21 protein-coding genes are annotated in these 23011 nt (G+C 63.3%); 13 read left to right on the top strand and 8 right to left on the bottom strand.

Features of this window, described 5'->3' with window-relative positions:
- Nucleotides 1-109 precede the first annotated feature (109 nt).
- Nucleotides 110-712 carry a nitroreductase family protein gene (locus VMP31_RS06940; RefSeq protein WP_325505427.1) on the bottom strand — a complete coding sequence of 201 codons (603 nt, stop codon included), beginning with the start codon at nucleotides 710-712 and terminating at the stop codon, nucleotides 110-112.
- A gap of 151 nt (nucleotides 713-863) precedes the next feature.
- Between VMP31_RS06940 and VMP31_RS06935 the strand changes: the two genes are divergently transcribed.
- Nucleotides 864-1802, top strand: coding sequence for a class I SAM-dependent methyltransferase (locus tag VMP31_RS06935; RefSeq protein WP_325505425.1), 939 nt, complete (start codon nucleotides 864-866; stop codon nucleotides 1800-1802).
- A 280-nt stretch (nucleotides 1803-2082) separates the two neighbouring features.
- On the opposite strand, the gene VMP31_RS06930 is transcribed toward VMP31_RS06935, so the two are convergent.
- Entirely contained in the window at nucleotides 2083-2355 is a 273-nt protein-coding gene (locus VMP31_RS06930) for a hypothetical protein (protein ID WP_325505423.1), read from the bottom strand.
- A 311-nt stretch (nucleotides 2356-2666) separates the two neighbouring features.
- On the opposite strand from VMP31_RS06930, the gene VMP31_RS06925 reads away from it, so the two are divergent.
- Entirely contained in the window at nucleotides 2667-3320 is a 654-nt protein-coding gene (locus tag VMP31_RS06925; RefSeq protein WP_325505421.1) for a DUF3313 domain-containing protein, read from the top strand.
- 12 nt (nucleotides 3321-3332) lie between these two features.
- Here the strand turns inward: VMP31_RS06925 and VMP31_RS06920 are convergent, their stop codons facing one another.
- A complete protein-coding gene (locus VMP31_RS06920; protein ID WP_325505419.1) occupies nucleotides 3333-3674 on the bottom strand; it encodes a cupin domain-containing protein in 342 nt (113 codons plus the stop codon).
- A gap of 175 nt (nucleotides 3675-3849) precedes the next feature.
- Here VMP31_RS06920 and VMP31_RS06915 point away from each other — a divergent pair, with 175 nt between their 5' ends.
- Genes VMP31_RS06915 through VMP31_RS06895 form a run of 5 tightly spaced genes read left to right on the top strand, consistent with a single transcriptional unit; the run spans nucleotide 3850 to nucleotide 7789 of the window.
- Complete coding sequence (locus tag VMP31_RS06915; protein WP_325505417.1) at nucleotides 3850-4995, top strand: ABC transporter permease; 1146 nt, start codon at nucleotides 3850-3852, stop codon at nucleotides 4993-4995.
- 29 nt (nucleotides 4996-5024) lie between these two features.
- On the top strand, nucleotides 5025-5780 hold the full coding sequence (locus VMP31_RS06910; protein ID WP_325506114.1) for an ABC transporter ATP-binding protein: 756 nt from the start codon (nucleotides 5025-5027) through the stop codon (nucleotides 5778-5780).
- Nucleotides 5781-6698 carry an MlaD family protein gene (locus VMP31_RS06905; RefSeq protein WP_325505415.1) on the top strand — a complete coding sequence of 306 codons (918 nt, stop codon included), beginning with the start codon at nucleotides 5781-5783 and terminating at the stop codon, nucleotides 6696-6698.
- Nucleotides 6695-7312, top strand: a complete 618-nt coding sequence (locus tag VMP31_RS06900) for an ABC-type transport auxiliary lipoprotein family protein (RefSeq protein WP_325505413.1) — start codon at nucleotides 6695-6697, stop codon at nucleotides 7310-7312. The genes VMP31_RS06905 and VMP31_RS06900 overlap by 4 nt, the downstream gene beginning before the upstream one ends.
- Nucleotides 7313-7351: 39 nt before the next feature.
- Nucleotides 7352-7789 carry a nucleoside deaminase gene (locus tag VMP31_RS06895; RefSeq protein WP_325505411.1) on the top strand — a complete coding sequence of 146 codons (438 nt, stop codon included), beginning with the start codon at nucleotides 7352-7354 and terminating at the stop codon, nucleotides 7787-7789.
- A gap of 81 nt (nucleotides 7790-7870) precedes the next feature.
- Here VMP31_RS06895 and VMP31_RS06890 read toward each other — a convergent pair whose 3' ends face one another.
- Nucleotides 7871-9799: a RecQ family ATP-dependent DNA helicase gene (locus VMP31_RS06890; RefSeq protein WP_325505409.1), complete on the bottom strand. Its 1929-nt coding sequence runs from the start codon at nucleotides 9797-9799 to the stop codon at nucleotides 7871-7873.
- Nucleotides 9800-10198: 399 nt separating this feature from the next.
- On the opposite strand from VMP31_RS06890, the gene VMP31_RS06885 reads away from it, so the two are divergent.
- The 3 genes from VMP31_RS06885 (at nucleotide 10199) to VMP31_RS06875 (ending at nucleotide 12582) form a co-directional block, all read left to right on the top strand.
- Entirely contained in the window at nucleotides 10199-10549 is a 351-nt protein-coding gene (locus VMP31_RS06885) for a metalloregulator ArsR/SmtB family transcription factor (protein WP_325505407.1), read from the top strand.
- Nucleotides 10550-10690: 141 nt separating this feature from the next.
- Nucleotides 10691-11770, top strand: a complete 1080-nt coding sequence (locus VMP31_RS06880; protein WP_325505405.1) for a flavin-containing monooxygenase — start codon at nucleotides 10691-10693, stop codon at nucleotides 11768-11770.
- Nucleotides 11767-12582, top strand: a complete 816-nt coding sequence (locus VMP31_RS06875) for a hypothetical protein (RefSeq protein WP_325505403.1) — start codon at nucleotides 11767-11769, stop codon at nucleotides 12580-12582. The genes VMP31_RS06880 and VMP31_RS06875 overlap by 4 nt, the downstream gene beginning before the upstream one ends.
- 1056 nt (nucleotides 12583-13638) lie before the next feature.
- Here VMP31_RS06875 and VMP31_RS06870 read toward each other — a convergent pair.
- Together VMP31_RS06870 and hslO are read right to left on the bottom strand one after the other, a co-directional pair.
- Complete coding sequence (locus VMP31_RS06870; protein ID WP_325505401.1) at nucleotides 13639-15180, bottom strand: phosphoenolpyruvate carboxykinase; 1542 nt, start codon at nucleotides 15178-15180, stop codon at nucleotides 13639-13641.
- Between the two features lie 162 nt (nucleotides 15181-15342).
- On the bottom strand, nucleotides 15343-16230 hold the full coding sequence (gene hslO, locus VMP31_RS06865; RefSeq protein ID WP_325505399.1) for an Hsp33 family molecular chaperone HslO: 888 nt from the start codon (nucleotides 16228-16230) through the stop codon (nucleotides 15343-15345).
- A 216-nt stretch (nucleotides 16231-16446) separates the two neighbouring features.
- Here hslO and VMP31_RS06860 point away from each other — a divergent pair, with 216 nt between their 5' ends.
- On the top strand, nucleotides 16447-17241 hold the full coding sequence (locus VMP31_RS06860; RefSeq protein ID WP_325505398.1) for a phosphatase PAP2 family protein: 795 nt from the start codon (nucleotides 16447-16449) through the stop codon (nucleotides 17239-17241).
- 41 nt (nucleotides 17242-17282) lie between these two features.
- Here the strand turns inward: VMP31_RS06860 and VMP31_RS06855 are convergent, their stop codons facing one another.
- Nucleotides 17283-17678, bottom strand: coding sequence for an RNA-binding S4 domain-containing protein (locus VMP31_RS06855; RefSeq protein ID WP_325505396.1), 396 nt, complete (start codon nucleotides 17676-17678; stop codon nucleotides 17283-17285).
- A gap of 131 nt (nucleotides 17679-17809) precedes the next feature.
- On the opposite strand from VMP31_RS06855, the gene VMP31_RS06850 reads away from it, so the two are divergent.
- Entirely contained in the window at nucleotides 17810-18244 is a 435-nt protein-coding gene (locus tag VMP31_RS06850) for an ATP-dependent zinc protease (protein ID WP_325506112.1), read from the top strand.
- Nucleotides 18241-19146 carry a 30S ribosomal protein S6--L-glutamate ligase gene (gene rimK, locus VMP31_RS06845; RefSeq protein WP_325505394.1) on the top strand — a complete coding sequence of 302 codons (906 nt, stop codon included), beginning with the start codon at nucleotides 18241-18243 and terminating at the stop codon, nucleotides 19144-19146. The genes VMP31_RS06850 and rimK overlap by 4 nt, the downstream gene beginning before the upstream one ends.
- Before the next feature lie 16 nt (nucleotides 19147-19162).
- On the opposite strand, the gene VMP31_RS06840 is transcribed toward rimK, so the two are convergent.
- Nucleotides 19163-22969: a bifunctional diguanylate cyclase/phosphodiesterase gene (locus tag VMP31_RS06840; protein ID WP_325505392.1), complete on the bottom strand. Its 3807-nt coding sequence runs from the start codon at nucleotides 22967-22969 to the stop codon at nucleotides 19163-19165.
- Between the last annotated feature and the right edge of the window lie 42 nt (nucleotides 22970-23011).

The following is a 23011-nucleotide window of genomic DNA, read 5'->3' as shown; positions in this document are numbered from 1 at the left end:
CACCCCCAACAGCGCTTTTGTCATCCAGCCTTTAGTGCTGTGAACAGCCGCCGGCTGACCCCAGTTATGGCAGAAGAATGGCCAAACCGCTCAGAAACCTGCCCCGCGATCAGAAGCCGTTGCGCAGCACCACTTCATTGAACGGCAGCTTGCCGATCCGCGGCTTTGGCTCGATGGTCTTCTTGCCGACCGCGACCATCAGGGCGATCACATGGTTGGCCGGCAATTTGATCAGCTTGGCCACAGCATCGAAGTCGAAGCCGTCCATCGGGCAGGAATCCAGACCCTTGCCGCGCGCGGCGAGCATCAGGGTCTGCGCCATCAGGCCACAGCTGCGCATGGTTTCGTCGCGCTGCACCTGCGGCTTGTCGCGGTAATAGGTGTCGATGGCGCCGGCCATATAGGACTGTACTTCGGCGGGAGCACCTTCCCAGACACGGCCGACATCCTCCTGCCAGCTGTCGAGCTTGGCGCATACCACCACCAGCATCGAGGCATCGGTCACCTGCGCCTGGCCCCAGGCCACCTCACGCAATTGCTGACGCAGCGCCGGGTCGCTGACCTCAACCATACGCACATGCTGCAGATTGAACGCCGACGGCGCGAGCAGGGCCAGTTGCAGCAGCTCGTCCTTCTCCGCGTCACTCAGGGTAAAGGCCGGGTCATAGCCTTTGACGGCGCGGCGGCTGCGGATGGCTTCGTCGATATGCATGGTCGATCCTTATATGCGGTGCAGAAAGAGGGCAATGCTAGGCACTCGGACGCGCTTATGCCAAACGCCTTTACCGATAACAATGATCGACGCAGACGATTCCAGGCGGCTGCCTGTTAAAATCGCCGCCTCGCCAAATCGACCGAAGCCCATGACCCCAGACGCCCTTATCACCCTGCAGCAACACCTGCTCACTGCTCTGAATAGCGCGCCGAGTGAAACCCGCCGCCTGTTTCACGGCCGCGGACGCTGCTGGCCGGGGCTGGAACAGGTCACCGTGGATTGGCTGCAAGGCGTGCTGCTGGTGGCGCTATTCAAGCCGGTGAGCGACGCCGAACTGACCGCGCTGCAGCAGATGCTGCTCGATATCGGCCAATCTGCCGCCTGGCAGCAAAGCGGCGCGCACAGTCTGTTGCTGCAGCAGCGCTACCTGCCGGAAAGCCCCACGCAATGGCTGCTCGGCGAGCCCGTGGAGCACTGGGATATTTGCGAGCACGGCCTGCACTACCGACTCGACCTAGGCAAAAAGCAGAACAGCGGGCTGTTTCTCGACATGCGCTATGGCCGCCAATGGGTGCAGGCGCAGGCGGCGGGCAAGCGCGTGCTCAATCTGTTTGCCTACACCTGCGGCTTTTCCGTGGCGGCGCTGGCGGGTGGCGCGCGTCAGGTGGTCAATCTGGATATGGCCCGGGCCGCGCTCAGCCGTGGTCGCGATAATCACCGGCTGAACCAGCACGACCTGAGCCAGGTAGTGTTTCTCGGCCACGATCTGTTCAAGTCCTGGGGCAAGGTGGCCAAGTACGGCCCCTATGACCTGATCATCATCGACCCGCCGTCCTTCCAGCGCGGCAGCTTTGTGCTGAGCAAGGATTACCCCAAGGTTCTGCGCCGCCTGCCCGAACTCTTGAGCGCGGACGGCGTGGTGCTGGCCTGTAGCAATGATCCGGAAATCGGCCCGGATTACCTGATCCAGGCCATGACCAGCGAAGCGCCAAGCCTGCGCTTTAGCGAACGCCTGCAGAACCCGCCGGAATTCCCCGACAGCCAGCCAGACAGCGCCCTGAAGGCCCTGGTGTTTTGCCGCGACTGAGTCGCTATAGCGAATGTCCTACACGGACTGGCGTCGTTTCGCCCTGTTCTCCCAGGCCCTGCGCGCCTAATCTACACACATCCACTGAGTCGCAAGGAAGCACTCAGGATCAAGGACGATCGATCATAGCCAGGATGGTTGCCAACAGGATGTTGGAATGGTCAGGTAAAAAACCCGCCACGGCGGGTTTTTTGTTGTCTGCGCATAACTGCTCGCTGAACTTTGCCGCAGCAAAGCGCCCCGCAGCCGGACAGGCAGCGAGCGCCAGGAGCGCTAGCGGCTATTTAACCGACTGCAGCTGCACTTCTTCGACCCCATCGACCCGCTCGGGTATCTGTACCCCGGTCAATTCGCTGATCAGCTGCCACTGTTGATCCAGTTCCTTACTCACCGCTTCCATCCGGGTGATCATCTTCGCCCCGGCATTGCGCACATCCGGCTCGTGGCTACGCAGCAGGTCGAATGACAGTGAGGTCAGTGAAGCCGTCAGGTGGGTGATGCTGCGCGATGTCAGCGTCAGCAGCTCGGTCAATTGTTGTTCTTTAAAAGTCATGAGCGGCCATCCTTGCCGGGCGAGATTAAAGTTGCGGAGGTGCAGCAAACCAGGTGGCGGTGTAGCAGAGCAACAACAGCGATGCAGCGGCGATCACGAGTTTATTGGCCATTGGTGAGATCCTTTCGCGAGAACATCCCTTAGCCGAAACGGGAAACAAGATTTAACCCAAGCTTCCTGCCGAGGCAAGCCCCTCGCACCATAACGGTGCCGGTCACGGCAGAGCTGTTGAGGCCCTTTATAGAAAGCCCTCGCCTTGCAGCGGGCTGGTCTACAGTCAACTGACCTCCCCTGCGCAGGAAAGTGCCTATATGTTTCTACGTCCCCTTGCCATTGGTCTGTCCGCAGCATTGCTGCTCGGTGGATGCGCCAGCAGCACCACCAAACCCAATCAATACTCGGGCTTTCTCGGCGATTACTCGCAGCTGCAACCGGCGCAATCGGCCAGCGGTGCGCCAGTGATGCGCTGGATTTCACCGGAACTGGACCTGCAGCGCTACCGTTCGGTCGTGGTGGAGAAGCCGCTGTTCTACCCCGCGCCGCAACCCAGCGCCCAGGTCAGCCAACAGACCCTGGACGCCATCGCCGCCTACCTGCAGCAGGCCATGCAACGCGAACTGGCCGGACGCCTGCGCATCGTCAACCAGGCGGATCAGGACAGCCTGGTGCTGCGCTCGGCAATCAGTGCCGTGAGTCTCTCGGCAGAGGGTCTCAAGGTCTACGAAGTGGTGCCCATCGCCCTGGTAGCAGCGGCGGCCAGTACCGCAGCCGGCACCCGCGACCTGAACAGCGAGATCTATATCGAACTGGAAGCCATAGATGGCCGCAACAGCCAGCCCATGGCACGGGTGGTGCGCAAGGGCCATGGCCTGCAACTGGAAAACGACAGCACCCAGCTGCGCCTGGAAGATATCAAGCCAGTGCTGGACAGCTGGGCCAAGGATGCGCGCACCTTCAATCCATAAGCCCAGGCGGACTCAGGCAAAAACGAAGTACTTACGCACGGTTTCGACCACTTCCCAGGTGCCCTTCATCCCCGGCTCGACGATAAAGATATCGCCGGCCCGGAGGTGAATCGGCTCCTGGCCCTCGGGCGTGATAATGCAGTAACCCTCCTGGAAGTGGCAGTACTCCCACTTCTCATAGACCACCTGCCATTTGCCCGGGGTGCAGATCCAGGTGCCCATGATCTTGCTGCCGTCTTCCGAGGTGTAGGCATTGAGGTTGACGGTATGCGGCTCGCCGGCAAGCCGGGTCCACTTGCAGGCATCGAGCAGGGGCAGCGGCTGGGTGTCGCGCAGTACGGTAATAGGACCCATGGTGACTCCGAAAGATGAGTGAAATGGCACCGCGCAAGCCTAGGCGGCTAGCCTCATACCCACTGTTCTGGACTCGACCTCCAACTGCCTGGAAGCGCAGGCGGCATTCCCCCTCATAAGTGGCCCGCAGCACGGCACGCTGGGCGCGCGCGCCCGGGGAGGTTAAGCTGCCAGCATGAGTACAGCCCCCTATATCTCGCCGCTCGATTCCAGCCGCACGGACGCGCCTTCTGGCCTGCGTATCGGCGGGGATTGGACGCTGGCCCATTACGCTCGCCTGGAGACCGAGGTGCTTGCCCTGAGCGGCAGCCTCGAGCGCGAGGCCGAGATCGACCTGCAGGCCCTGGGCGCGCTGGATACCGCCGGCGCAGCGCTGCTGGTGGAGCTGCTCGGCAGCCAGCGCCTGGCCGAACTGGCCGCCAATGCGCCGGGGCTGGCCGCCGAACGCCGCGCCCTGTTGCAGGCCGTGGGCAGCGCCATCGCCGAGTCGGGCCAGCTACTGCCGGCCAAGCGGGTAGCCGCCTGGCGCGAGGTACTCGGCCACATTGGCCAGGCGGTGGATGACTTCTATCGCCAGTGCGTGGCGCTGTTGGGCTTTATCGGCCTGACCCTGAGCACCATGCTGAAGATCCTGCTGCGCCCTGGGCGCTGGCGCATGACTTCGCTGGCCGCCCATCTGGAACAGAGCGGGCTGAACGCCGTGCCCATCGTCGCCCTGCTGACCTTTCTGGTGGGCGCGGTGGTGGCCTTTCTTGGGGCGACTATCCTCGCCGACTTCGGCGCGAGCATTTACACCGTCGACCTGGTGGCCTTCTCCTTTCTGCGCGAATTCGGCGTGCTGCTTACCGCCATCCTGATGGCCGGGCGCACGGCCAGCGCCTTTACCGCGCAGATCGGCTCGATGAAGGCCAACGAGGAGATCGACGCGATCCGCACCCTGGGCCTCGACCCGCTGGAGCTGCTGGTGCTGCCGCGGGTGTTCGCCATGCTGATCGCCCTGCCGATCCTGACCTTTATCGCCATGCTCAGCGGCATCCTTGGCGGTGCGGTGGTCTGCGCCCTGAGCCTGGATATCTCGCCGACCATGTACCTGGCCATGCTGCAGGAAAATATCGCCCTCAAACACTTTCTGGTGGGCATGGCCAAGGCACCGATATTTGCCTTTCTGATCGCCGTGATCGGCTGCCTGGAAGGCTTCAAGGTCACCGGCAGCGCCCAGTCGGTAGGTGAGCACACCACCTCCAGTGTGGTGCAATCGATCTTTGTGGTGATCCTGCTGGATGCTCTGGCGGCACTGTTTCTGATGGAGATGGGCTGGTGAGCGGCGAATCGATCATCCAGGTGCGCGGCATGGTCAACCGCTTCGGCAACCAGACCGTGCACGAGAATCTGGATCTGGACCTGTACCGCGGCGAGGTGCTGGGGGTGGTCGGCGGCTCGGGTACCGGCAAGTCGGTGCTGCTGCGCAGTATTCTCGGTTTACGCCGGGCCAACGCCGGCAACGTGCATATCTTCGGCCAGGAACTGCTGGAGCTTGGGGCGGCGCAGCGCTCACAACTGGAGCGGCGCTTCGGCGTGCTCTACCAGCGCGGCGCGCTGTTTTCCTCGCTGACGGTGACGGAAAACATCGCCCTGCCGCTGATTGAACATGCAGGGCTCAGCCGTGCCGCCGCCGAGCGTCTGGCCCTGGTCAAGCTGGCGCTGGTTGGCCTGGCCCGTGAAGCGGGTAACAAATACCCCACCGAACTGTCCGGCGGCATGATCAAACGCGCGGCCCTGGCACGCGCCCTGGCCCTGGACCCGGACATCCTGTTTCTCGACGAACCCACCGCCGGCCTCGACCCCATAGGCGCGGCGGCCTTCGACCAGTTGATCCTGACCCTGCGCGACGCCCTGGGCCTCAGCGTGTTTCTGGTCACCCATGATCTGGATACCCTCTACACCATCTGTGACCGCATCGCCGTACTGGCCGAGAAGCGCGTGCTGGTGGCCGATCGCCTGGAAGTCGTTGTAGCCACCGACAACGCCTGGATTCACGACTATTTTCACGGCCCGCGTGGACGCGCAGCCGCACAGGCCGCCAACGGCGCGCCAGGGAGAAACTGAATGGAACCCCGTGCCCATCACGTGCTGATCGGCCTATTTACCGTGCTTATGGTTGCTGCCGGCCTGGGCTTTGCCCTGTGGCTGAGTTCCGCGAATCCAGAAAGCGAGTTCAACGACTACGAGGTGATCTTCGAGGAGGCTGTCAGCGGCCTGTCCCAGGGCAGTGCCGTGCAGTACAGCGGGATCAAGATCGGCGACGTGATCAGCCTGAGCCTGGACAAGGAAGACCCACGCAAGGTGCATGCGCATATCCGGGTCGGTGCCAACACCCCGATCAAGGAAGACACCCGCGCGCGCCTGTCGATCACCGGCATTACTGGCGCAGCGCTGATCCAGCTGCACAGCGGCACCCCAGACAGCCCCCTGCTCAGGGGCCAGGACGGACAGCGCGCGCAGATCATCGCCGACCCCTCGCCGCTGTCGAGGCTGATGGCCAACGGTGAAGACCTGATTATCAGCATCACTCGCCTGCTCAACCGCGCCAATCAGGTGTTCTCGCAAAAAAACGTGAAAAGCATTAGGCGCACCCTGGAAAACATCGAACTGACCAGCGCCAGCGTCGCCGAGCAGCGCGACGAGCTGCGCCAGGCCCTGCAGCAGATCAGTAGCGCCAGCCGCGAAGCCGCCGAGCTGATGCGCAATGCCAACCAGCTGGTCAACACCGAGGGACGCGCCGCCTTTGCCAACGCCAACCGCATGCTGGCCTCCCTGGAGCGCAGCAGCGCCACGGTCGAGAGCCTGCTGAGCGACAACCGCGACGCCCTCCATGGCGGCATGCAAGGCGTCAGTGAACTCGGCCCGACCATTATCGAACTACGCGAAACCCTTAGCGCCCTGCGCTCCTTTTCCCGCCGCCTGGAGGAAGATCCAGCCGGTTACCTGCTGCGCAGCGACAGCATCAAGGAGTTTCAACCATGAGTCGCCTTCGTCCCCTCGCGGTTCTGCTCCTGGCCGGCTTGCTCGGTGCCTGCTCGATCCTGCCGAAAAGCGAGGAGCTGAGCATCTACCGCCTGCCGGCCAGCGCCCTGCCCGAACAGAGCGCCAGCCCGCGCAGTGACTGGGCCTTGCGGGTGAACAGGCCCTACAGCAACCAACTGCTCGACAGCACGCGCATCGCCGTGCTGCCGCCCGGGGACCAGATCAGCGCCTACCAGGGCGTGCGCTGGAGCGACCGCGCCCCGCTGTTGCTGCGGGATCGACTGATCGCCGGATTTATCGATGACGGCCGAATCGCCGCCATCAGCAGCGATGAAAGCCGCCTGCACGCCGACCTGGAACTGGATGGCGACCTGCGAGCCTTCCACAGCGAATACCTGGACGGTCGCCCGGTGGCGCGAATTCTGCTTGAGGCCCGTCTGGTGCAGAACGGCAGCCTGCGCATCCTCGCCAGCCGCCGCTTCGAAGTCAGCCAGGCGGCCAGCGACACCTCGGTGGCGGCGGTGGTCAACGCCTTCGGCCAGGCCGGCGACCAGCTGACTCGCGAACTGCTGGACTGGACCCTGGAACAAGGCCAGGCCTCCCGCGCGCCATAACGCGACAGACTTAGCCAAACCGCACAAGGAGCAGCGAGCATGGACATATTTATGCAGGCAGCCATCGACGAAGCCCGCCAGGGCCTGGCCGAAGGCGGCATCCCGATCGGCTCGGTATTGGTGCACAACGGCCAGATTATTGGCCGCGGACACAATCGCCGGGTGCAACAGGGCAGTGCCATCCGCCATGGCGAAATGGACGCCCTGGAGAACGCCGGCCGGCAAAGCGCGCAGACCTACCGCGAGTCGGTGCTCTACACCACCCTCTCACCCTGCGCCATGTGCAGCGGTGCGATCCTGCTGTATGGCATCCCAAAGGTGATCATCGGCGAGAACCAGACTTTCCTCGGCGAAGAAGCGCTACTGCGCGAGCGTGGCGTGCAGCTCGACGTGCTGCACAACAGCGAATGCCTGCATATGATGCAGGGCTTTATCGCCGCCCAGCCGACGCTGTGGAACGAAGATATCGGCGAGTAGGCATCACTGGTAGGGCGGACATGCCGAAGGCTTGTCCGCCGCTCAAGCCCTCGTGGTGGACAAGGCTTCGCCATCTCCACCCTACGCCCCCTTCAGCCAATTGCGCACCTCGGCATAGGGGTAATCTTCCAACGCAGCAAAGCCGCTGAGCTGCCGGGCCTTGAGCTTGGTAAACAGCGGCACGCTGATGCCGCAGAGAAAGCGCGTCAGGCATTCGGCGCTGGGTTCGCCGCCTTTGAGCTCCTGATATTTGCGCATAAAGCCCTCGCATAGGCTGCGGACATCCTGCTCCGCCAGCGGCGGCAAGGCCGGCGGCTCGGGCAGATGGGCGACTTGGCCCTGGCACACCGAGCAATGGCCGCACTGCTGCGGCGCGTTGGCGTCACCGAAATAGGCGGCCAGGCGCTGGCTCAGGCACTGCTCGCTGGCAAACAGGGCGAGCATGGCGTGAATCCGACGGATTTCGCTGGCTTCCTGTTGGCTGAAATAGCCATGCAGCTCGGCGCTCAGGGCGACCGGATCGAAACCCGGGTCGAGCAGCGCATAGACCTCGGTCATCTGCTTGCTTTCCAGCTCGACCCAACCCTTCTCCTGAAAGTAATCCAGGGCCTTGATCACCCGGCTGCGCTCGGCCTGGTGCTGTTGGTAGAGCAGGTCAAAATCCACTGTGCACCAGGTGCGTGCGCGCTGCGAGGTGCTGATCAACGCCTCGACAAACTGCCGCCGCTCGCCGTCGAACTTGGCGACCAGTGCCTCGGGTTCCAGCAAGTATTTGAAGCGATATTCAGCGAAATAGGCGTAACGCGGGGCGATAATGCCGCGCAGCTCCAGCTGCACCAGCAGGGTTTTCAGCGGTAACTGGCGGATATTACTCTGCTCGGACAGCTGGTTAAGCATCAGCTCCCATTCGCCGCCCTGGCTGCTACTCAGCAGCTCATCGAGTACACAGCGAATGCCGTCCAGCTCCGGCGTATCGCCGTAGACGAAGTTCTCCAGCAGGCTAAGGCTGTCGCGGTTGGCCAGCACCAGGCAGTCGGACGGCTGACCGTCACGGCCGGCGCGGCCGATTTCCTGGCTGTAATTTTCGATGGATTTGGGCAGGTCGAAGTGCACCACATTGCGGATATCCGCCTTGTCGATGCCCATGCCGAAGGCGATGGTGGCGACGATGCAATTGATCCGCCCCGCCATAAACTGGCGCTGGATCGCCTCACGCGCCTCATGGGCCATGCCGGCATGGTAGGCGCTGGCGGGGATGCCGCGCTGGCTCAGGCGTTCAGCCACCTGCTCGGCGGTTTTCTGCTGGGTCACGTAGACGATGCTCGGCTGCCCAGCCTTGTCACCCAGCCACTGCTCCAGACGGCGCTGCTTGCCGGTACCGCCGACCGGCACCACCAGCAGGTTGAGGTTGGCGCGATAGAAGCCGGTGGTGACCACATCATCGGCGGCGATGGCGAACTTCTTCTGCATATCGGCAATCACCGGCGGCGTGGCTGTAGCGGTGAGCAGCAACACCTGGGGAATGCGGAACTGGCGCTGGTAGTCCGGCAGCTTGAGATAATCCGGACGGAAGTTATGGCCCCACTCGGAGATACAGTGGGCCTCGTCGATCACCAGCAGGGAAATGGGCACCTGGGCGATAAAGTTGCGAAATCGCTCGTTCTTCAGGCGCTCGACAGAGATCATCAGAATCTTCAGCTCGCCGGATTTGGCCCGGGTCATTACCGCACTGGCATCCTCGCGACTCTGCGCCGAATCGATGCTGGCGGCACTGATGCCGCGGGCATGCAGAAACGCCAGTTGGTCCTGCATCAGGGCCAGCAGCGGCGAGACCACCAGGGTCAGATGCGGCAGGTGCAGGGCCGGCAACTGGTAGCACAGCGACTTGCCCGAACCCGTGGGAAAGATCGCCGCCGCCGAGCGTCCGGCCAACACGGCCTCAACCACCCGCTGCTGGCCGGGACGCAATTGCTGAAAGCCGAACACCGCGGCGAGACTCTGCTGGTACATAAGCATTCCTTGGCATGAATAGACGCTAGGGTCTGTTGCCGTTTCGTTCGCGGCCGCGCCGGAGCCTGTTTTAGCGCGAGGCAAGGCACGAGACACGAAGTTTGGTTGTTCCAAATGAGTGTCGAGAAACGCAGTATCGCGCTAAAACAGGCCCGGCCCTTCGGGTTGCGCGCAAAATCTCGCCATGCGGTGTTGGAGGACTTGGCAAGGGAACACCATTACCTGCGTCCTCCGCCTAGCCTGGCGAGATTTTTCGCAGCAACGCGGCTCGCGACGAAACGGCAACAGACCCTAGGCCACCATTGTAGGCAGTCCAGCCGACCTGGGTCAGCCATGCAAGATCATACGAAGGTAAATCGCAATTGACACGTGCACATATATGCACATAAATTGCCGGTCATGGACAACTCAATACCCCGCAAACAACAAGCCGTCGAAGCCGCCATCGCCACCTTCGACAGCACCTTCTTCAAGGCCCTCTGCGAACCCTCGCGGATTGGCGTGCTCAAGCGCGTGATGCTGCTGGGCCGCGCCGATATCAGCGAGATCGCCGCCGACCTGCCTCAGGAGCGCTCGGTGGTCTCACGCCACCTGCAGACCCTGCTGGATGCCGGCATCCTGCGCACCGCCAAGGAGGGCCGCCAGGTCTTTTACGAGGTCGACGGCCCGGCCATTGTCAGCCGCCTGGAAGCCATACTGCAGCAATGCAAGGCCATCGCCCCCTACTGTTGCCCCAGTACACCCAGTTAAGCGGTCGCCCTACAACGCGGCCACAGGCATATTTTCATGGCCCGCCATCCCTGGCGGCCACCCAGCGGTCGGCGCTACACGACGTTAAAAATTGCTCCCGGCAATTTTTTTAAATCCAAACACGTGCATAGGTGCGCATATATGAATACTTCCAGACAGCATGCAGTCATCATCATCGGTGCCGGCCAGGCCGGGCTGGCCATGGGCTGGCACCTGCAGCGCCAGGGCGTGGATTTTCTGATCATCGAAGCCGGCGAACGTCCGGGCGGCAATTGGCGGCATTACTACGACAGCCTCAGGCTGTTCTCCCCGGCGGCCTATTCCGCGCTGCCGGGTCTGCCCTTCCCCGCCAGCCCCGGGCACTACCCGCGGCGTGACGAGGTGGTGGAGTACCTGGAGCAGTATGCCGCGCACTTCCAGCTACCGATCCGCTACAACAGCCGCATCGATGGGGTCAGCCGTGAGGGCACGGGCTTCCAGCTGCACGGCGCGGATGGCCTGGACTACCGCTGCGAGGCCCTGGTGGTGGCTTCCGGGGCCTTCAGCCAGCCCTATATACCGGACTGCGCCGGGCTCACGAACTTCACCGGCACCCTGCTGCACAGCAGCGCCTACCGCACGCCCGAGGCCTTTGCCGGCCAACGCGTGGTGGTGGTTGGCGCGGCCAACTCGGCGGTGCAGATCGCCCACGAACTGGCCGCGGTGGCCGAGGTGACCCTGGCCACCCGGGAAAAAGTGCGCTTCTTCCCCCAGCGCCTGCTCGGCATCGATTTTCATGCCTGGCTGCACTGGAGCGGGCTGGAACGCACCGGCTGGCTTAGCGACCAGAGCACCCCGGTGCTGGACGACGGCAGCTATAAACGCGCCCTGCAGGCGGGCCGCTATCGACAGCGCACGCTGTTCCAGCGGGTCGAGCCCGATGCCGTGATCTGGGCAGACGGCAGCCGCGAACCGGTCGATGCGCTGCTCTTCGCCACCGGTTTTCGGCCCAACCTGGGCTTCCTTGCCGGCTTGCCCGTGCAGGGTCGACAGGGCCAGGTGCTGCAGCGCAACGGTCGCGCCAGCCAGGTGCAGGGGCTGTTCTTCGTCGGCCTGCCCAAACAGCGCAACTTCGCCTCGGCCACCCTGCGCGGGGTCGGCCCCGACGCCGCACACCTGTTGCCGGCCGTGCTCACCCACCTGCGCCAGGCGCACGCACCCGCGCTGCAGAGCCTGGCGTGAACACCGCGCTGGATCTACTCGCCCTGGGCAGCGCCTGGCTGGTGATGTTCGGCCTGGCGCTGAACGCCCCGGCGGCACTGACGCGCCCCAGCGGCTGGATCCTCGCCACGCTGCTGGGCTACCTGTTGCCGGGCCTGGGCTTGCTCGCCCTGGCCGGTTTGGGGCTCGCGACGCCGCACCTGCTGGGCCTGGCCCTGTGCATTGCGGCCGGTTTCGGTACCTCGGGCGCGGCCCTGCATCGCCTGGCCGGCGGCGATGCGCACCAGGCGGCACGCCTGGTGATCGGCAGCAGCCTGCTGGCACTGCCGCTGATGCTCTTGCTGGTGGCCGTTGCGGCAGGGCCGGCGGCGCAGATCGCGCTGCTGGGCAAGGTCCTTCTGGTTGGCCTGCTGGGTCAGGTCCTGCCCTATGCCCTGGGCCGGGGCCTACTGCGCTGGCGGCCGGAGCTCGGCCGCAGGCTGGCAGCGCCACTGGAGCGGATGGCCGGGGTGGCGGTCATCGGCCTGATTGCCCTGATCGCTCAACAGACCCTGCCGCGACTGGTCGCCCACGCCGAACTGCTGGTAGCCGCCAGCCTGCTGGTCAGCCTGTTGCTGGCGGCCAGCCTAGGCCGGCAGCGGGTGCAAGACGGCAATCCGCAGCTGCTCCTGCTGGTGCGCAACCTCGGCGGGGCCATTCTGTTGGCGCGAGTGTTGCCGGAACCCGGGGAAGTGCTGCTGGCCATCACCGCCTTCGGCGTACCGATGTATGCCGCGGCCCTGCTGGGCCTGCTGTGCTACCGCCACGAGCTGCGGCAGCCTATCGAGAGTTAGCTTCCTAGGAGCCTGTCGGGCTTGACCGTTCGTAGCGAGGGAAAGTCCGTGGTCCGACAATTCGGACCGAGTCAGTTTTGTTGGTCTGTCGAGGCGGGGGGCCGCCCCGCGAATAGCTAGCTATTTAACGAGAAAGAGCAGCAAAAATGGCCGAGTCCGGCTTTTCCGCAGTAGAACAGTGTTAAGTCCGACAGGCTCCTAGCAACACCCCGGCTATTGCCAATCCAACTAACAGACCCCAGGGCGCTGGAGTACATTGAATTTATTGCAGGCGATATAAGGAGATGAGTATGCAGCCATGCGGTTTTAACGGCAGCTTGCCGGTTACCCACTAGATCGTTTATCACCCAGGTCAGATGGCGCGCAGTAAAGACTCCGGTCAACTCTGGAGTGGCTGATGCGTACACCGGGCTGTAAAGGTGATCGATTTGGTCGTACTCAAGTTCGCCGTGAGCTGTGCCAAACCCTAGACCTAACGCCGCCATCCAATTCGAAAGCGCCAGTGGCCGCCAACGACATATCGACACCTATCTGGCAGTAGCCAGTCATGCTGAAGTCGACAGTCCCAAGGCAAAGGCACTGGAAATCGCCTGAGTTGCCAACCCGTTAGGCCTGCGGTCCGAGTCAGCCACATAGGCAATACCCAGGCCGTGCAGAGCGGCCACCCGAGCTGGATTGCAATGCAACGCGAAAAATGTGCCTGGTCTGCTCGCAGATACGCACCCAAAGCCGCCTCAGGGCGGCTTTTCCGTTTCTTACTGCATCACAGAGCATTGTGGGAGGGGCTTTAGCCGCGACAGACCTCTCATATCAAAAGCTCGCCGCTAAAGCGCCTCCTACAGGTTATCGCGGTGATTTCCATGCATAAAAAAACCGCCGATTAAGGCGGTTTTTTCAACGCGACGATTACAGCTTAGAGCCTGTTTACGATCTCGCGAGCTAGAGCCATGCAAGGCAGAAACAGGCGAGGAAGCGGAGTGTACGAGTTGTACATGAGCATTCCGAGCCTGTTTCTAACGCCGCAGGGCCGACGCGCAGCAGATCGTAAGCAGGTTCTTAGAGCTGAGGACCGGCGTTTTTGATGGCATCGCTCACATCGAACTTCTGGAAGTTTTCGATAAATAGCTTGGCCAGGCCTTTAGCGGCTTCGTCGTAGGCGTTCTGGTCAGCCCAGGTGTTACGTGGGTTGAGCAGGATGGTTTCAACGCCCGGTACCGACTTCGGCACGCTCAGGTTGATGATCGGCAGTTGCTCGGTCTCGGTGCCGATCAGTGCGCCGCTCTGGATAGCTGCGATCACGCCACGGGTAGTCGGAATATTGAAGCGCTTGCCAACACCGTAGCCACCACCGGTCCAGCCGGTGTTGACCAGGTAGACCTTGGAGCCGAAGCCCTGGATGCGCTTGATCAGCAGTTCGGCGTACTCGCCAGCCGGACGCGGGAAGAACGGCGCGCCGAAGCAGGTGGAGAAGGTCGACTTGATACCGCTGCCGCTGCCCATTTCGGTGGAACCGACCAGCGCGGTGTAGCCGGAGAGGAAGTGGTAGGCCGCCTGCTCTTCGTTGAGGATCGACACTGGCGGCAGTACGCCGGTCAGGTCGCAGGTCAGGAAGATCACCGCGTTCGGCTCGCCACCGAGGTTCTTCTCGCTGCGCTTTTCAACGTGGGTCAGCGGGTAGGCGGCGCGGCTGTTCTGGGTCAGGCTGTCGTCGGCGTAATCCGGCACGCGGTTTTCGTCGAGCACGACGTTTTCCAGCACGGCACCGAACTGGATGGCTTTCCAGATGACCGGCTCGTTCTTCTCCGACAGGTCGATGCACTTGGCATAGCAACCGCCTTCGATGTTGAACACCACGCCCTTGCCCCAGCCGTGTTCATCGTCGCCAATCAGGTAGCGGCTTTCGTCGGCCGACAGGGTGGTCTTGCCGGTGCCGGACAGACCGAAGAACAGGGTCACGTCGCCTTCTTCACCGATGTTGGCGGCGCAGTGCATCGGCAGCACGTCGGCGTCCGGCAGCAGGAAGTTCTGCACGCTGAACATGGCTTTCTTCATCTCGCCGGCGTAACGCATGCCCGCGATCAGCACCTTTTTGGCGGCGAAGTTGAGGATCACGCAGCCGTCGGAGTTGGTGCCGTCACGCTCGGGCACGCACTCGAAGTTGGCAACGTTAAGCACTTGCCACTGGTCTTTGCCAGCCGGGTTGAACTGCTCCGGCTCGATAAACAGGCAGCGGCCGAACAGGTTCTGCCAGGCGGTAGCAGTGGTCATCTTGACCGGCAGGTAGTGAGCCTCGGCGGAACCTACATGAACGTGGGAAACGAAGCTGTCCTGGGCGTCGGAGAAAGCCTGTACGCGGTCCCACAGGGCATCGAACTTGTCGGCCGGGAACGGACGGTTGATTGCGCCCCAGGCGATTTTTGCCTCGGTGCTCGGCTCCTGAACGATATAACGGTCAGCCGGCGAACGACCAGTGCGATGGCCTGTGCGTACGACCAGGGAGCCGTTGGCGGCCAGCTCGCCTTCACCGCGGCGAAGGGCTTCTTCGACCAGTTGGGCAGCGCTGATGTCTGTGTGCACGGCGTTGTTGGCTTGCGTCATGTGGGTCCCCGTCGGCCAAGCGGCCGAGTCTTCCGAACGTTTTGTAGTAGAAGTGGAGGCACTACTACAGCGAAAAAAGTGCGCCGGATTATGCCAGAAAAACGCGGCTGCGGGTGCAGCCTCTGATCAGATCATTCCGGCACGGTTTGGGTGCTACTAGCCTTAATGGCGCGTATCCGATGGAGCTTCGATACTCCCATCCAGAAACAGTTGCAATACATCGGCGGCATCGAAGAGATAACGCTCATTGCAGAACTGGCAATCGATCTCCACGCTGCCACCATGCTCCTGCACCAGCGCCTCGGCGTCGGCCTGGCCGAGGCTGATCAGCGCGCGGCTGGAACGCTCACGCGAGCAGCTGCAGCGGAACTGCAGGGCGCGCGGGTCGAACAGGCGCAGCGCTTCCTGGTGATACAGGCGATGCAGCAGGGTTTCGTTATCCAGGCCGAGCAATTCCTCGGTCTTCAAGGTGTCGGCCAGGGCCATGGCGTGCTGCCAGCTGGCTTCACGCTCATCGGCTTCCTTCAGGCGGTCGGCTGGCAACTGCTGCAACAGCAGGCCGCGGGCACGCTGGCCGTCGGCGCTAAGCCAGAAGCGCGTGGGCAGCTGCTCGGAGGTGGCGAAGTAATTGGTCAGACAGTCGGCCAGGGTTTCCCCTTCCAGATCGACAATACCCTGGTAGCGCTGCCCGGATTTCGGGTCGACGGTCATGGCCAGCACGCCATCGGGCATCAGCTCGCGCAGGTTGGCATCGGCAGTGATCTGCTCGGCGTGATAACGGGCGATACCGCGCAATTCGCCTTCGCTGGAGCACTCGACCATCAGCAACGGCACGGCACCGGAGGAGCGCGCCTGGAGAATCAGCAGCCCCTCGAACTTCAGGGTGCCGATCAGCAGCGAGGCGGCGGCCAGCAGCTCACCCAGCAGTTGGGCGACCGGTTGCGGGTAGGTGTGTTTGGCCAACACATGGCTGTAACTGTCGGTCAGACCGACCAACTCGCCGCGAATATCGCTGTCGTCGAACAAGAAGCGTTGGGAAAAATCAGGCATGCCAACTTCACTGAATGTGACTCGGCCCGCGATTTTAGGCGCAAATGCCCATCCGACCAAGCGCCTCTTATCTATCGGCGCAGCCAACACAGGCTATCGCCGCCGACTCCGGTCACATATGGCGACAAAAGGCAGGGGGAAACTTTGCAATCTTGCAGTCGAGCCCCTAGCATGCCGGCCGCCTTAATCACATATAGATGACAAGGATGCCATTGCATGAACCCACCTTTTATCAATGACCAGTGGCGCATCCGCCCCTTGGTTGCCTGCCATATCGTCGCCCTGTTGCTGCTGGCCAGCTGGCTGTGGACACCCAGCCGCGCGCTCTGGGACCAGTTCGACCTGCAACTGTTTGCCCTGCTCAACGAGCCAGTGCATAGCGCCGGCCTGTGGGCGCAGACCTGGGCCATCGGCAGCATGCGCCCGGTGGACATGGGCGTCGGCCTGTTGATGCTGGCGGTGATGCTCAAGGCTGACTTTGTCTTCAGCGGGCCGCAGGTGCGCAAGGCGCTGTTCGCCTTTCTCGCTGCGCTGATCGTTATGCTGCTGTTTCGCGTCGGCTTCGCCGACCTGGTCAAGCTGATGGACTGGCAGCGCCAGAGCCCATCGCTGATGGTGGAGGGTACGGCACGCCTGACCGAGCTGTTCCCGGACTGGGAAGAGCGCTGGAACATGAAGGACAGCGCGACCCGCAGCTTCCCCGGCGATCACGCCTCGGTGCTGCTGATCTGGGCGATGTTTATGAGCTTCTTCGCCCACACCTGGCGCTTGCTGCTGGTCTGGACCATGGCCGTGATCTTTATGCTGCCGCGCCTAGTGGCGGGCGCGCACTGGGGCTCGGACGCCCTGGTCGGCGGCGTCTTCCTCAGCCTGCTGGGCCTGGCCTGGGCCTGCTTTACCCCGTTCGCCTACAAGGCCAGCGAATGGCTGGAGAAGATCACCCTGCCACTGACCCGCCAGCTCGCCAAGCTGCCACTGCTGGGCCGCCTAAGCATCATCAGCGGGCGCTAGCCTGGCCTGCGCGGCGGCTTGCCTAAGCCAACCTCCGCGCCTTATTCCTGATTGCCGTGAAACTGCTGAAACTGCCGGCGCTGCTTCTTGCTCGGCCGACCATCGGTCTGCATGCCCAGGGCACCGGCCTTGCGCTGCGCGGCCGCCTGCTCGCGGCGCTCGATGCTTGCCGGCGTTTCGGCGTACAACGCCTGCGCCTCAGGCGCACCGCGACGCACCGCTGACAGCGCCTGGACCACCACACTGCGCTCATCGAAGCCGATACGAATCATATACTCGTCGCCCACCCGGGGTTCCTTTCCCGGCTTGCAGCGCTCGCCGCGGCAATGCACCTTGCCGCCCTCTATCGCCGCCTTGGCCAGGGCGCGGGTCTTGAAGAAACGCGCCGCCCATAGCCATTTGTCCAGGCGGATCTTGTCGTCGTCTTTATCGTTCATGGCGTTTCCAATCGCTTCGGCCTGTTAGCGGACATTTTGCCTGATGCAGTTGTCATAAGGGCCTACTAGAATGCCGGGAAATCTTGCAGGCACCCCCTTTGAAGACTTTTGACCAACTCGGCGTGATCGGCCTGCGTGAATGGATCAATCTGCCGGACCTGGGCATGATCGGCTTGCGCGCCAAGATTGATACCGGCGCGAGCACCTCCTGCCTGCATGCCAGCGATATCCAGCCGTTTGACCGCGATGGCGAGCCCTGGGTGCGTTTTACCGCCCACCTCGGCACCCTGGTGCAGCGCCGCCATCGCTGCGAAGCGCAACTGGTGTCGGTGAAAACCATCAAAAGCTCCAACGGCCACAGCCAGTCGCGCTATGTGATCCGCACCAGCGTGACCCTGGGCGAGCGCCAATGGCCGGTGGAATTCACCCTGACCTGCCGCAAGACCATGCGTTACCGCGTGCTGCTCGGTTCCAAGGCACTGATTGATGGGCAGCTGCTGGTCAATCCGGCGCTGACCTATGTACAGAACAAACCCACCCTCGCTGACTCCCCTGGTGCCCAATGAAGATCGCCGTGCTGTCGCGCAACCCGCGCCTGTATTCCACCCGCCGCCTGGTCGAAGCCGGCCAGCTGCGGGGCCACGAGATGGTGGTGATCGACACCCTGCGGGCCTATATGAACATCGCAAGCCACAAGCCGCAGATCCACTATCGCGGCCAACCGCTGGAGGGTTTCGACGCGGTGATCCCACGGATCGGCGCTTCGGTGACCTTCTACGGCTGCGCGGTGCTGCGCCAGTTCGAGATGATGGGGGTGTTCCCGCTTAACGAATCGGTGGCCATCGCCCGCTCGCGTGACAAGCTGCGCTCGCTGCAACTGCTGTCACGCCGCGGTATCGGCCTGCCGGTCACCGGTTTTGCCCACTCCCCGGATGACATCGCCGACCTGATCCAGATGGTCAACGGCGCGCCGCTGGTGATCAAGGTGCTGGAAGGCACCCAGGGCATCGGCGTGGTGCTGTGTGAAACCGCCACCGCTGCCGAGTCGGTGATCGAGGCCTTTATGGGCCTCAAGCAGGACATCATGGTGCAGGAATACATCAAGGAAGCCGGCGGCGCGGATATCCGCTGTTTCGTGGTCGGCGACAAGGTGATCGCCGCGATGAAGCGGCAGGCCAAACCCGGCGAATTCCGTTCCAATCTGCACCGCGGCGGCTCAGCCAGCCTGATCAAGATCACCCCGGAAGAACGCATGACCGCCATCCGCGCGGCCAAGGTTATGGGTCTGTCGGTGGCCGGTGTGGATATCCTGCGCTCCAACCACGGCCCGCTGGTGATGGAGGTGAACTCCTCCCCGGGTCTGGAAGGCATCGAAACCACCACCAACAAGGACGTTGCCAGCCTGGTAATCCAGTACCTGGAGAAAAACAGCGGCCCACATCTGACCCGCACCAAAGGCAAAGGCTGAGTCGGCAACCGGCGAACTAGAACGGCCGCACAAGCGCCGACTTACCAGCCCCCACTTCCGCCTGATCGGCCATCCAGTCGAGAAACTCGGCCTCACGCAGCGGCCGACTGAAGTGGTAGCCCTGACCCAGCGAGCAGCCATGCTCGCGCAGGCAATCGAGTTGCGCTTCGCTCTCGATGCCCTCGGCGACGCATTCCAGGCCGAGGTTGCGGGCAATCACCAGAATGGTTTGCACCAGCATCAGGCCGCTGCCGTCTTCGCAGTGCATGTCCCAGGTAAAGCTGCGGTCGATTTTCAAGCGATCCAGCGGCAGGCGCTTGAGGTAGGTCAGGGAAGAGTAACCGGTGCCGAAATCGTCGATGGCGAAGCGCACGCCGAGCTGTTTCAGCGCGTCCATATTGGCGATGCAGCGCTCGACATCTTCGAGCAACACCCCTTCGGTGATTTCCAGTTCCAGCGCCGTAGCCGGTACCCGGTGCCGCTGCAGGCAGTCGCGCACCCGCTCGACGCACCTGGGCTGACGCAGCTCACGGGGGCTCAGATTGACCGCCAGGACCATCTGCGGCCAGCTCGGCAGCCAGCGCGCCAGGGCCATGCAGGCCTGCTCCAGCACCCAGACGCCGAGTTCCTCGATCAGCCCGGTTTCCTCGGCCAGGGGGATAAAGTCGCTGGGCATGATCTCGCCACGCTCGGGGTGCACCCAGCGCAATAGCACTTCGGCCCCGGCCACCCGTTCGGTTGCCAGCGCCAGCTGCGGCTGGAACACCAGATGCAACTGGTTACGCTGAATCGCCTGGCGCAGCTCGCCCTGCAGTTGCAGGCGCTGGTCGATGGCGGCCTGCATTTCCGGGGCGAAGAAGTGCAGGCCGTTGCGCCCGGCATGCTTGGCCCGGTACATGGCGGTGTCGGCCTGTTTGAGTACGTCGGCCGCCACCTGGGTGCCGAAGGGGTGCAGGGCGATACCGATACTGGCGCTGATCGACAGCTCGTGACCCTCGATCCAGCAGGTGCCGGCAAGGCTCTTGAGCAGTTTCTCCGCCGCCACCGCCGCCGCCTCGGCGGCCAGCTGCGGATTGCTGTCGAGCCCTTCGAGCAGCACCACGAACTCGTCGCCGCCCATCCGCGCCAGGGTGTCTTCGGCGCGCAGGCTACTGGCCAGGCGCGCAGTGACCTCCCGCAACAGGCCGTCGCCGACCAGATGACCGAGGCTGTCGTTGACCGTTTTGAAGTGGTCAAGGTCGATAAAAAGCAGTGCGCCCAGGGTGTTTTCGCGTATTTCGCGGTCCATTGCATGCTGCAAGCGGTCGAGCAACAAACGCCGATTGGGCAAGCCGGTCAGCTCGTCGCTGAAGGCCAGCCGCTCGATTTCGCGCTGATAGCGCTGACGCTCGGAAATATCGGTGACGCTGCCACGAATCAGCACCGGCTCGCCAGGCATGCGCACCAGACGTACCTCGCAGGGAATCTGCCGGCCGCCGCTGTCGCGGTGCAGCCACTCGAATACCGGGGCCTCACCGGCAAGCGCGCGGCGCAGGTAGTCGCGGCCGATTTCCGCCGAAGCTTGGCCGCTGGCCTGTTTGGGCGGGGTCAGGTCAAGAATATTGCGGCCAAGCATGGCTTCGCGAGAGTAACGCAGCAGGCGCAGGGCATTGTCGTTGAAGTCGACCATATTGCCCTGGGCGGTAAACAACATGATCGCCTCGGGGGCGTTTTCCACTATGGTGCGGTAGCGCGCTTCGGCTTCCAGCCGCTCACTGATGTCCTCCACCAGCAACAGGAACATGCGCACCCGCCCAGTGCTGTGACGCACCGCACGCAGGCTCAGGCGGGCATATACCAGGCTGTTGTCGGGACGCAGGAAGCGTTTTTCCAGCTCGTAGCCTTCGCGCTCCCCCTGCAGCACCTGCTCGAGCAGCCGCTGTTCGGCGGCCAGGTCATCGGCGAAGGACAGTTCGCTCCAGCTGCAGCTCTGCAGCTGCTCACGGCTACGCCCAAGAATGCTGCACAGCTTGAGGTTGACCTCCTCCCACTCGAAGCCAGGACCGGTCAGGGCCATGCCGATCAACGGCGCTTCAAAGAACAGGCGCAGGCGCTCGTCGCGCTCGCGCAGCTGTTGTTCGGCGTACTTGCGCGCGCTGACATCCTGCAACGCGCCATACACCCGCACCAGCTCGGCACCGTCGCGCTGGGTGACGCCACGCACGCGTACCCAGCGGCTCTTGCCCTTGGCGGTCAGCAGGCGCACTTCCAAATCGAACTGATCGAGGCCTTCGAACAGTTGCTGCAGGGTCTGCTCGGCCAGCGCCCGACCGTCGGCGTCCATATAGCTCAGGGCTTGATCCAGGCTGGGCGTGCCGTTCTTCGGGTCGAGCTCGTAGATGCGGAAGCAGCCCTCGCTCCAGTCCATATCCTGGGCCGGCAGGTTGAGCACCCAGCCACCCAGGTTGGCGATATGTTCAGTCTGGCTGAACAGATAGCTCTGCCTGAGCAGCTCCTCGCTCTGGCTGCGCACCTGCTGGGCCATGTGTTCGCGGGCGCTGACGTCATGCAGCAGCGCGACAAAATGGCTGATGCCCTGCCCATCGCGCATCGGCGCAAGAATAAACTCGCTCCAGAACTGCTCGCCGTCCTTGCGGTAATTGCGCAGCACCACATCGCAGGCCTGGCCCTCGTGGACGGCATGCTGCAGGCGAGCGAGGCCCTGCTGGCGATGATCGCCACCCAGCAGAAAGCTCCAGTTGCGCCCCAGGCTTTCCTCGCGACTGTAGCCGGTGATGCGCTCGAACGAGGGGTTGCAGTAGATCAGCGGCAACTCTGCCTGCCGCGCATCGGCAATGATTACCCCCAGCGAGCTGGCCTCCAGCGCCAGGTTGGCCAGGGCCAGTTGCTGCTGCACCTGGGCGCTGCGCGCCAGAGCCTGACGCAGATCGCTCAGGGAACGTCCGACCATCAGGCTGGCCAGCATAAACAGCAACACACCGAAGTGCAGTTCCAGGCGCTGCGGGTCGAGCCAGGCCGCGGTATCGGTGAGGCCGCGCAACAGCGGCAGGATCAGCACCATCAGGGCGCTCAGGGTCGCCCCGCAGATGGCCCCGACATAGCCCCAGACCAGGGCCAGGCTGAGCATCATCACACCGATCAGCGGCAGGTTCAGGCTCAGGGGCAGCAGCTCCAGCAACCAGGGCATGCCCACCACCAGGGCCAGCAGCAAGGGCCAGGCAGGCCATTGGCGCAAGGCCGCGGGTACCGGCTCGCGACGCTTGGCCAGGGGCGAGTTCAACCAGCCGCGCTGCTGCAGCCAGGGCGTCATATAGGTCAGCAGCGGCACGGCAACGGCCAGGGTCATCAGGCTGTCTGCCAGCCACAGAGTCAGGGTCGCCGAAAGCAGGCTGTCGGTCGGCAGGTGGCCGCTCAGCCAGAGGTTGAACTGCACACCGATGGCCACCGGAACCAGTGCCAGCAGCACGCCGAACAGCATAAACCGCAGCAGATGGCGCAAGAAGGGCAAGGCTGGGTCGACCGGACGCAGGCGACACAGCCACCAGGCCAGGGCCACGCCCAGGGTCTCCGGCACGGCATAGAGCGGGGCCCAGCGCCAGTCCAGGCCCCATAACGGGATACTCAACAGGCTGTTCAGGTAGAGCAGCGGCAGCACCCGCGGCCCCCACCACAGGGTCATCGTCAGGGCAAGGGCAAAAGGCAGGTGCCAGAGCGCCGCGCCCTCGCTGAACTGGGTGCCGATAGATAGCCAGGTGGCCAGATGGAGCAATGGCAGCGGCAGCCACCAGGTCCATGTCGGTAGGCGATCGGGAGCTGCAGGCATGCTGACCTCATGTCATAGCGCAGGTTGAGCATAGTTCAGCGC

It is taken from the genome of Pseudomonas sp., from assembly GCF_035512415.1.
In the GTDB taxonomy this organism is placed as follows: Bacteria; Pseudomonadota; Gammaproteobacteria; order Pseudomonadales; family Pseudomonadaceae; genus Aquipseudomonas.
Note: the sequence above shows the minus strand (reverse complement) of the source record. Positions and strands in the feature narration are given on the sequence as shown.

Coding starts and splice junctions, on each gene's coding strand:
- VMP31_RS06940 (WP_325505427.1), bottom strand. CDS start 712: ATGCATATCGACGAAGCCATCCGCAGCCGCCGCGCCGTCAAAGGCTAT.
- VMP31_RS06935 (WP_325505425.1), top strand. CDS start 864: ATGACCCCAGACGCCCTTATCACCCTGCAGCAACACCTGCTCACTGCT.
- VMP31_RS06930 (WP_325505423.1), bottom strand. CDS start 2,355: ATGACTTTTAAAGAACAACAATTGACCGAGCTGCTGACGCTGACATCG.
- VMP31_RS06925 (WP_325505421.1), top strand. CDS start 2,667: ATGTTTCTACGTCCCCTTGCCATTGGTCTGTCCGCAGCATTGCTGCTC.
- VMP31_RS06920 (WP_325505419.1), bottom strand. CDS start 3,674: ATGGGTCCTATTACCGTACTGCGCGACACCCAGCCGCTGCCCCTGCTC.
- VMP31_RS06915 (WP_325505417.1), top strand. CDS start 3,850: ATGAGTACAGCCCCCTATATCTCGCCGCTCGATTCCAGCCGCACGGAC.
- VMP31_RS06910 (WP_325506114.1), top strand. CDS start 5,025: ATGGTCAACCGCTTCGGCAACCAGACCGTGCACGAGAATCTGGATCTG.
- VMP31_RS06905 (WP_325505415.1), top strand. CDS start 5,781: ATGGAACCCCGTGCCCATCACGTGCTGATCGGCCTATTTACCGTGCTT.
- VMP31_RS06900 (WP_325505413.1), top strand. CDS start 6,695: ATGAGTCGCCTTCGTCCCCTCGCGGTTCTGCTCCTGGCCGGCTTGCTC.
- VMP31_RS06895 (WP_325505411.1), top strand. CDS start 7,352: ATGGACATATTTATGCAGGCAGCCATCGACGAAGCCCGCCAGGGCCTG.
- VMP31_RS06890 (WP_325505409.1), bottom strand. CDS start 9,799: ATGTACCAGCAGAGTCTCGCCGCGGTGTTCGGCTTTCAGCAATTGCGT.
- VMP31_RS06885 (WP_325505407.1), top strand. CDS start 10,199: ATGGACAACTCAATACCCCGCAAACAACAAGCCGTCGAAGCCGCCATC.
- VMP31_RS06880 (WP_325505405.1), top strand. CDS start 10,691: ATGAATACTTCCAGACAGCATGCAGTCATCATCATCGGTGCCGGCCAG.
- VMP31_RS06870 (WP_325505401.1), bottom strand. CDS start 15,180: ATGACGCAAGCCAACAACGCCGTGCACACAGACATCAGCGCTGCCCAA.
- hslO (WP_325505399.1), bottom strand. CDS start 16,230: ATGCCTGATTTTTCCCAACGCTTCTTGTTCGACGACAGCGATATTCGC.
- VMP31_RS06860 (WP_325505398.1), top strand. CDS start 16,447: ATGAACCCACCTTTTATCAATGACCAGTGGCGCATCCGCCCCTTGGTT.
- VMP31_RS06855 (WP_325505396.1), bottom strand. CDS start 17,678: ATGAACGATAAAGACGACGACAAGATCCGCCTGGACAAATGGCTATGG.
- rimK (WP_325505394.1), top strand. CDS start 18,241: ATGAAGATCGCCGTGCTGTCGCGCAACCCGCGCCTGTATTCCACCCGC.
- VMP31_RS06840 (WP_325505392.1), bottom strand. CDS start 22,969: ATGCCTGCAGCTCCCGATCGCCTACCGACATGGACCTGGTGGCTGCCG.